Source organism: Acidithiobacillus sp. (assembly GCF_023255755.1).
Lineage (GTDB): Bacteria > Pseudomonadota > Gammaproteobacteria > Acidithiobacillales > Acidithiobacillaceae > Acidithiobacillus.
Map to the genome: position 1 here is coordinate 1 of NZ_JAGDVS010000180.1, position 7,495 is coordinate 7,495.

Here is a 7,495-nt window from a genome sequence, read left to right on the forward strand (position 1 = left end):
GGGCTGCAGGCGCGTAGCTCAGGGGGAGAGCGCTACCTTGACACGGTAGAGGTCGGCGGTTCGAAACCGCCCGTGCCTACCAAATCCCGCACCAGAGGGGCAATGCTCGCTGGTGCTTTTTCTTTGGAGGGGCTATGCCAGATATCCAGTTGCCGGACGGTAGTCATCGTCAGTTCGCAGAGCCTGTGAGCGGGCTGGCGTTGGCGCGTACGATCGGCAGCGGGTTGGCTAAGGCTGCGGTAGCCATGCGGGTCAATGGCACCCTCAAAGACCTCTCGGAGGTGTTGGATCAGGACGCTGAAGTGGCGATTGTTACCCGCGACAGCGCAGATGGCCTGGAGGTGATCCGCCATTCGACCGCGCATTTGCTGGCACAGGCGGTGCAGTCCCTCTATCCGGAAGCCCAGGTCACCATCGGACCGGTCATTGATAACGGTTTCTACTATGACTTTGCCTTCCCGCGTGGTTTTACACCAGAAGATCTGGAAGCCATTGAAGAGCGGATGCGCGCACTGGTCAAAGAAAATCTCCCGGTGCAGCGTGAATTACTCTCCCGTGAAGACGCCGTTGCCCTCTTTGAAAAGATGGGCGAGGACTATAAGGTTGAAATCATCCGCGCCATTCCGGAAGGCGAGTTGTTGAGTTTGTATCGTCAGGGCGATTTTGTGGACCTGTGTCGTGGTCCTCATGTGCCATCCACCGGTGCTCTGGGGGCATTTAAGTTGCAGCGGGTAGCGGGTGCCTACTGGCGCGGTGACTCTCGTAACCCCATGTTGCAGCGCATTTATGGTACTGCCTGGGCGCAGCAAAAAGACCTTGACGCCTATCTCCAGCAACTGGCGGAGGCCGAAAAGCGGGATCACCGGCGCATCGGCACAGAACTGGAACTGTTCTCCATTCAGGAAGATGCCGGCGGTGGGCTGGTCTTCTGGCATCCCATGGGCGCACGAGTCCGTCGCATCATTGAGGATTTTTGGCGCAGTGCCCATGTCGATGCGGGTTACGATCTGCTCTATACGCCGCATATTGCCCATGAGCAGTTGTGGTATACCTCCGGGCACAAGGACTTTTACGCCGAGTCCATGTTTGATCCGATGCAGGATGAGGGGCAGTCCTACCAGCTCAAGCCCATGAACTGCCCTTTTCATATTCTGATTTACAAGGACAAGCTGCATTCCTACCGGGATCTGCCGATTCGCTGGGCAGAATTGGGCACAGTCTACCGCCACGAAATGTCGGGCGCCCTGCATGGCTTGATGCGGGTGCGCGGCTTTACCCAGGATGATGCCCACGTCTTTTGTCGGCCAGACCAGATAGAAGCGGAGATTGGTGCGGTGCTGGCGCTGGTCCGGAAAATTCTTGGCACCTTCGGCTTCAGCCAATATGAAATCAATCTGTCCACCCGCCCTGAGCACTCGGTGGGCAGTGACGAGATTTGGGACGTTGCCACCCAGGCCTTGCGCAATGCCTTGGAGCGCGCGGGCCTGGACTACCAGGTGGACGCGGGTGGCGGTGCCTTCTATGGCCCTAAAATCGATCTGAAGATTCAGGACGCCATCGGTCGCAAGTGGCAGTGCAGTACCGTACAACTCGATTTTAATCTGCCGGAGCGCTTCGCCATGGAATATGTGGCGGAAGACGGCACGCGTAAGGTGCCCATCATGGTGCATCGCGCCATCTTCGGCTCCATCGAACGTTTTTTCGGTGTGCTCATTGAGCATTATGAGGGTAAGTTTCCGGTCTGGCTCGCTCCGGTGCAAGCCGTGGTGCTGCCCATCAGCGAGCATTACTCGGAATACGCCGAGTCGGTAAGTGACGTATTAATGAAACGCGGCATCCGGGCAGAAACGGACTTGAGAAACGAGAAGATAGGTTATAAGATACGCGCCCATACTTTGCGTAGGGTGCCCTATCTGCTGGTGGTCGGGGAACGGGAAAAAGAAGCGGGTACGGTGGCGGTGCGGGATCGAAATGGCCAGGATCTCGGCGCCCTTACCATAGGCGCTGTGGGTGCCGCTCTGCAGAAAATGGATCGGGAGCGGTTGAACACCCTGGAGTGGCAAGGCTAGCGAGGAGGATAAGGCGATCGCGACAGAGAAAGAAGTGAATATCAATCGGGAAATTACCGCAGCGCGGGTCCGGTTGATAGGTGTCGAGGGAGAACAGTTGGGTGTGTTATCCTTTATGGAAGCCATCGCTGCTGCAGAGGAAGCTGAACTGGATCTCGTCGAGATCGCTCCGCAAGCTGATCCTCCCGTATGCCGGATTATGGACTACGGAAAGTTTCGTTTTCAGGAAAGCAAGCGCCAGCATGACGCTAAACGTCGGCAGAAACAGACGCAGGTGAAGGAAATTAAATTCCGCCCTCGTACGGATGATGCTGACTACCAGATCAAGTTGCGCAATATTTTGCGTTTTATTGAAGATGGAGATCGTGCGAAAATTACGTTGCGCTTTCGCGGTCGTGAAATGTCGCATCCCGAATTGGGCATGGAAGTGCTTAACCGGGTTGAAAAAGATTTAACAGAAGTGGGTGTGGTTGAACAACGGCCACGCATGGAAGGGCGACAAATGGTGATGATTGTCGCGCCGCGGAAAAAATAGGAGACCATCGTGCCAAAAATGAAAACCAATCGTGGGGCGGCCAAGCGCTTTAAGCGTACCGGCTCCGGTAAATTTAAGCATCGTCAGGCTTTTTTGAACCACATTCTGACGAGTAAGACGACCAAGCGGAAGCGCCACCTGCGCCATACCTTGGTTACTTCGGGCAGCGACCAGGCCGCATTGCGGCGCATGCTTCCCTACGGTTGATGATAGAGGAACAGTACCATGTCTAGAGTAAAACGTGGCGTAACCGCCCACGCCCGTCACAAGAAAGTTCTGGCCCGTGCGAAGGGCTTTCGTGGTCAGCGTAAGAGCAATTATCGCATCGCCCATCAGGCGGTGATGAAGGCGCTGACCTATGAGTATCGTGATCGCCGAACCAAGAAGCGCGATTTTCGCAGTTTGTGGATTGTGCGTATCAATGCAGCGGCGCGTTCTGAGGGCGTGACCTACAGCCGTTTCATGAATGGTCTGCTGCGCGCGGGTATCCAGCTCGACCGCAAGGTGCTGGCGGATATCGCCGTGCGTGACAAGGCGGCCTTCTCCCGTCTCGTCGAGGTAGTCAAAGGCCAGTTGGCAGCTTGACGGTGGCGAAGGCTATGGCGATGTCTTTGCAATCCATAGCCTCCGTCGCGGAGGCCGCCCGAGAGATCGCGGCGGCCTCCGACCTCGATGCCTTGGAACAGATCCGCCTGCAATGGCTCGGTAAGAAGGGTGTTCTTACCCAGGCCATGCAGCAACTTGGCCAGTTGTCGCCCGAAGCGCGGCGAGAAGTCGGGCAGTTGCTCAATGAGCGCAAGTCCGAGGTGCAGTCGCTTCTGCAGGAACGCAAAGCAGGGCTCGAAGCAGCGGTTATTCAGGCACGCCTACAGCAGGAACGGCTGGACGTGACGCTGCCGGGGCGGCGGGAAGCATGGGGCAGTGCGCATCCTGTTCGCCAGACTCTGGAGTGGATCGAACATTATTTTTCCGGGTTGGGTTTTGAAACCAGCGATGGTCCCGAAATAGAGGATGACTACCACAATTTTGCTGCGCTCAATATTCCGGAAGATCATCCGGCGCGGGCGATGCATGATACTTTTTATCTGGATGCAGCGCGTCTCTTGCGTACCCAAACCTCGACGGTTCAGATTCGGTTTCTAGAAACTCACCAGCCCCCCCTGCGTATGATCGCCACTGGTCGAGTGTACCGGCGCGACTCCGATGTCACCCACACACCGATGTTTCACCAGGTCGAGGGCCTGTTGCTCGACGAGCATGCCAGTTTCGCCGACTTGCGCGGTTTATTAGCGGACTTCCTCCAGGAGTTTTTCGCAAAGCCTGATCTCCCGGTACGCTTCCGTCCATCTTACTTCCCCTTCACGGAGCCTTCCGCTGAAATTGATATCGGCTGCGTAATTTGCGGTGGATCTGGCTGCCGGGTCTGCAAGCAGACCGGTTGGCTGGAGGTGCTGGGATGCGGCATGGTGCATCCGGCGGTGTTGGCGGGTGCCGGTGTCGATGGTGAGCGCTTCAGCGGCTTCGCCTTTGGGATGGGCGTTGAGCGCCTCACCATGCTGCGTTACGGAGTGAATGATCTGCGTCTCTTCTTCGAGAACGATCTGCGCTTCCTCAAACAATTTTCCTGAGGGCTCACCATGCGCGTCAGTATACAATGGCTTCGTGAGTTGTTAGACACCTCCTGGGATACGGAAGAAATTGCCCGACGCCTGACTATGGGCGGTATTGAGGTGGAGGCCGTTGAAGACGCTGCTCCGCCTTTTCACGGGGTGGTCGTTGCTGCCGTTCAGTCCATTGCACCCCATCCGGAAGCCGGTAAGCTGCGGGTGGCGCAGGTGGATGCGGGCGACGGGCAGCTACGCACTGTTGTCTGCGGCGCGGATAACCTGGCTGTAGGTCAGCGAGTGCCTCTGGCTCTACCTGGCGCGCTGTTGCCCGATGGGCGTTCTATTGCTATCTCTGCGTTGCGTGGCATTTCTTCCGAGGGAATGCTTTGTGCAGCCGCGGAATTGGGGCTCGATGACGGCAGCAGCGGTTTGCTGGTCCTGGATGCGGATGCGCCGCTCGGAGCCGATCTGCGGTCCTACCTCGATCTGGATGACCAGATACTGATTCTGGGGATTACCCCGAATCGCGGCGACGCATTGTCCGTAACCGGAGTGGCCAGAGATTTGTTCGCCCTCGGCGCAGAGGTTGTGTCCCGCCCTGTGAATGATGGCCCGATGCCGGCATGGACGATGGTGGGTCCGGACAACGCGGCCCCTGGTAATGGAGGCTTCGCTCCGCACATTGCCGCAGATGCGCAAAACGCCTGCCCTTCCTATACTGCCCTGTGGATAGAGGGTGTTCCAGAACGATTGCCGGACCATTTACGTGAGCGTCTGCGCCGTGCGGGGCAGCGGTGTATCCACCCGGTAGTGGATTTGCTGAATCTGAAAATGCTCGAAACGGGGCAGCCTCTGCATGCGTTTGACGCCGATACCCTGCAAGGCGGACTCAACGTGCGTTGGGCGCAGGCCGGGGAGATTCTCGATGCCCTGGATGGCAGGGATCTGCCGCTGGAGTCCGATATGCTGGTGATTGCCGACAGCGCCGGTCCGGTGGCTCTCGCAGGTATTATCGGCGGACGGCGTACCTCGGTATCGGCAGGGACGCGTTGTATTGTCCTGGAGTCTGCTTTCTTCCAGCCTAAGGCCATCCAGGGGCGTGCACGCCGCTTGGGCTTGCAGACGGATGCTGCCATGCGCTTCGAACGTGGCGTGGATTTCGCCTTGGGGCCGGTAGTGGCCAGCAGCACGCTGCAGTGTCTCGCGACGCTAGGTACGGCACATTTTCGGACAGAACGATCCTGCACCGTGCTGGGACAGTTACCCGAGCATGTGCCGATCCCCTTGCGTCGTGCCCGACTGGCACGGATCCTGGGCATGGATTACGAAGATGCTGTGGTCGAGGCAGCCCTCACCCGTCTGGGACTGCGTGTCAACAGGACCCACGATGGCTGGCAGGTGCTTTCTCCGAGTCACCGCTTTGATCTGCACATTGAGGCAGATCTGATTGAGGAAGTGGGCCGAATATACGGCTATGAGCGATTGCCCGCTCATCGTCCGGAGGGCACATTGCAACCCTTGCCCATGGCGCGGGGGCCGCAGCCAGCCACTTTGCGTGGTGTTTTGCAGGCACGTGATTATCATGAGGTGATCACCTACAGTTTTGTCTCCCGTCAGGCGCAAGATTTGTTCACGCCGGGTGCCGACGCACCCACCCTGCTCAACCCGCTGTCCGCGGATTTGGCCGTCATGCGCGCCAGTCTCTGGCCGGGTTTGATGCAGGCGCTTCAGTTTAATGTGAAGCGGCAGCAGGATCGGGTACGGATTTTCGAACTGGGACGGGTGTTTTCTGCCGATGGGCAACGTCTTATCCTGGGCGGATGTATTGTCGGGACAGCGGATCGGGAAAGTTGGGCGCAGCCGCAGCGTGCCGCCGATTTCTACGACCTGAAAGGTGACGTGAGTGCTTTGCTCGCGCTTTGGCCGGATACGGAATTCGCTTTCCGGCCGCTGGGCGATCACCCGGCTTTACATCCGGGGCAGGCCGCAGAAATTTGTGTGGAAGATCAGCGGGTGGGCATGTTGGGTGCGTTACATCCAATGCTGGCCGCGGAGTATGACCTGGACAAATCACCATTCTTCTTCTATTTGGATATGGAATGGTTGAGTAACTTGACGAATGTCTCCAGGTTCACGTCCTTGTCGCCATTTCCCGCATTGCGGCGGGATATGGCTTTAGTCATCCCGCGGGACATTCTGGCAGGGACGGTGCTGAGCGCCATGCGGGTAGCAGCATCGGGTATTGTGCAACAGATCACGATTTTTGATCGCTATCAGGGACCTTCTCTGACAGCAGGAACGTACAGTCTGGCTTTTGCGCTGCTCTTGCAGGATGCTGAGCGGACGTTGACCGAGACAGACGTACAAGCAGAAATGGACCGGTTGCTGGTTGCCGTGCGGCGACTCGGTTCCATCGAACTCAGGGCATAGGGAGAATAATATGGCGGTTACCAAAGCAGAAATCGTGGATATGCTGTTCGAGACTATGGGGCTTAATAAGCGGGAAGCCAAAGGCATTGTCGAGGCTCTTTTTGATGGCATTCGTGAAAATCTGGCGCAGGGCGAAGAGGTGAAGCTCTCGGGCTTTGGTAACTTCACGTTGCGCGACAAAAATCCACGTCCCGGGCGCAACCCGAAGACGGGCGTGGAGATTACCATCACGGCGCGGCGCGTGGTGACTTTCCATCCGAGCCAAAAGCTCAAAGCCTACGTGAATGGTAGCGAACCGGACAACGGCTAAGGGAAAGGCGGGCAAAGACCTCGCGCCACTCCCGGAGATACCGGAAAAGCGGTATTTCTCCATTAGCGAGGCGGCCCTGCTCTGTGGGGTGAAGGCGCATGTGCTGCGCTACTGGGAGCAGGAGTTTCCACAGCTTAGTCCACTGAAAAGAAAAGGTAATCGGCGTTATTATCAGCGCCACGATCTGTTGTTGGCGAGACAGATTCGCGCCCTGCTGTACGGCGAAGGCTATACTATCCACGGTGCGCGTGAACGATTGCAAGAACTGGTGCGCGCCCACCGTGGCGAGCACCATGAAGAAAATCATGGGCAACTGAATCTGGAGATGGCGGATCTCTCTGTGGGTGTTATAGAAGGCCGCAAACGCTGGCAATACTTGCGCCGGGAGTTGTTGGCATTATTGGATTTGTGCGGTCACAGGCATTGACCTGGGCGGCGTTTTGGCAGTACATTACGGACTCTCGCGGGGCGTAGCGCAGCCTGGTAGCGCACCTGAATGGGGTTCAGGTGGTCGGAGGTTCAAATCCTCTCGCCCCGACCAATT

At 57.5% G+C, this 7,495-nt stretch carries 8 protein-coding genes and 2 tRNA genes; all 10 read left to right on the plus strand.

All coding sequences use genetic code 11. The annotated features are described in order from the left end of the window. Positions 1-7 precede the first annotated feature (7 nt). Positions 8-82 (plus strand) — tRNA-Val (locus Q0C48_RS12505). Positions 83-134: 52 nt separating this feature from the next. Continuing rightward, positions 135-2,069, plus strand: a complete 1,935-nt coding sequence (thrS, locus tag Q0C48_RS12510) for a threonine--tRNA ligase (RefSeq protein ID WP_291524860.1) — start codon at positions 135-137, stop codon at positions 2,067-2,069. Between the two features lie 34 nt (positions 2,070-2,103). Next, entirely contained in the window at positions 2,104-2,604 is a 501-nt protein-coding gene (gene infC / locus Q0C48_RS12515) for a translation initiation factor IF-3 (RefSeq protein ID WP_291508972.1), read from the plus strand. A gap of 9 nt (positions 2,605-2,613) precedes the next feature. Beyond that, positions 2,614-2,811, plus strand: a complete 198-nt coding sequence (rpmI, locus tag Q0C48_RS12520) for a 50S ribosomal protein L35 (protein WP_064219264.1) — start codon at positions 2,614-2,616, stop codon at positions 2,809-2,811. 18 nt (positions 2,812-2,829) lie between these two features. After that, on the plus strand, positions 2,830-3,189 hold the full coding sequence (gene rplT, locus Q0C48_RS12525) for a 50S ribosomal protein L20 (protein ID WP_012537291.1): 360 nt from the start codon (positions 2,830-2,832) through the stop codon (positions 3,187-3,189). 20 nt (positions 3,190-3,209) lie between these two features. Further along, positions 3,210-4,232 (plus strand): phenylalanine--tRNA ligase subunit alpha, encoded by a 1,023-nt coding sequence (gene pheS, locus Q0C48_RS12530; RefSeq protein WP_291524862.1) that lies wholly within the window; start codon positions 3,210-3,212, stop codon positions 4,230-4,232. 9 nt (positions 4,233-4,241) lie between these two features. Further along, the gene (gene pheT / locus Q0C48_RS12535) at positions 4,242-6,641 is read left to right on the plus strand and encodes a phenylalanine--tRNA ligase subunit beta (protein ID WP_291524865.1); all 2,400 of its coding nucleotides are present in this window, start codon (positions 4,242-4,244) and stop codon (positions 6,639-6,641) included. 10 nt (positions 6,642-6,651) lie between these two features. Beyond that, on the plus strand, positions 6,652-6,951 hold the full coding sequence (locus Q0C48_RS12540) for an integration host factor subunit alpha (protein ID WP_291508969.1): 300 nt from the start codon (positions 6,652-6,654) through the stop codon (positions 6,949-6,951). Continuing rightward, positions 6,926-7,378 carry a MerR family transcriptional regulator gene (locus Q0C48_RS12545; protein WP_291524867.1) on the plus strand — a complete coding sequence of 151 codons (453 nt, stop codon included), beginning with the start codon at positions 6,926-6,928 and terminating at the stop codon, positions 7,376-7,378. The genes Q0C48_RS12540 and Q0C48_RS12545 overlap by 26 nt, the downstream gene beginning before the upstream one ends. A gap of 37 nt (positions 7,379-7,415) precedes the next feature. Continuing rightward, positions 7,416-7,492: transfer RNA gene (locus Q0C48_RS12550), tRNA-Pro, on the plus strand. Positions 7,493-7,495: the final 3 nt, after the last annotated feature.

What these genes read in the sequence shown, in the direction of transcription:
- rplT (WP_012537291.1), top strand. Translation starts at nt 2,830, where the DNA reads ATGTCTAGAGTAAAACGTGGCGTAACCGCCCACGCCCGTCACAAGAAA.
- pheS (WP_291524862.1), top strand. Translation starts at nt 3,210, where the DNA reads ATGTCTTTGCAATCCATAGCCTCCGTCGCGGAGGCCGCCCGAGAGATC.
- thrS (WP_291524860.1), top strand. Translation starts at nt 135, where the DNA reads ATGCCAGATATCCAGTTGCCGGACGGTAGTCATCGTCAGTTCGCAGAG.
- Q0C48_RS12540 (WP_291508969.1), top strand. Translation starts at nt 6,652, where the DNA reads ATGGCGGTTACCAAAGCAGAAATCGTGGATATGCTGTTCGAGACTATG.
- pheT (WP_291524865.1), top strand. Translation starts at nt 4,242, where the DNA reads ATGCGCGTCAGTATACAATGGCTTCGTGAGTTGTTAGACACCTCCTGG.
- Q0C48_RS12545 (WP_291524867.1), top strand. Translation starts at nt 6,926, where the DNA reads ATGGTAGCGAACCGGACAACGGCTAAGGGAAAGGCGGGCAAAGACCTC.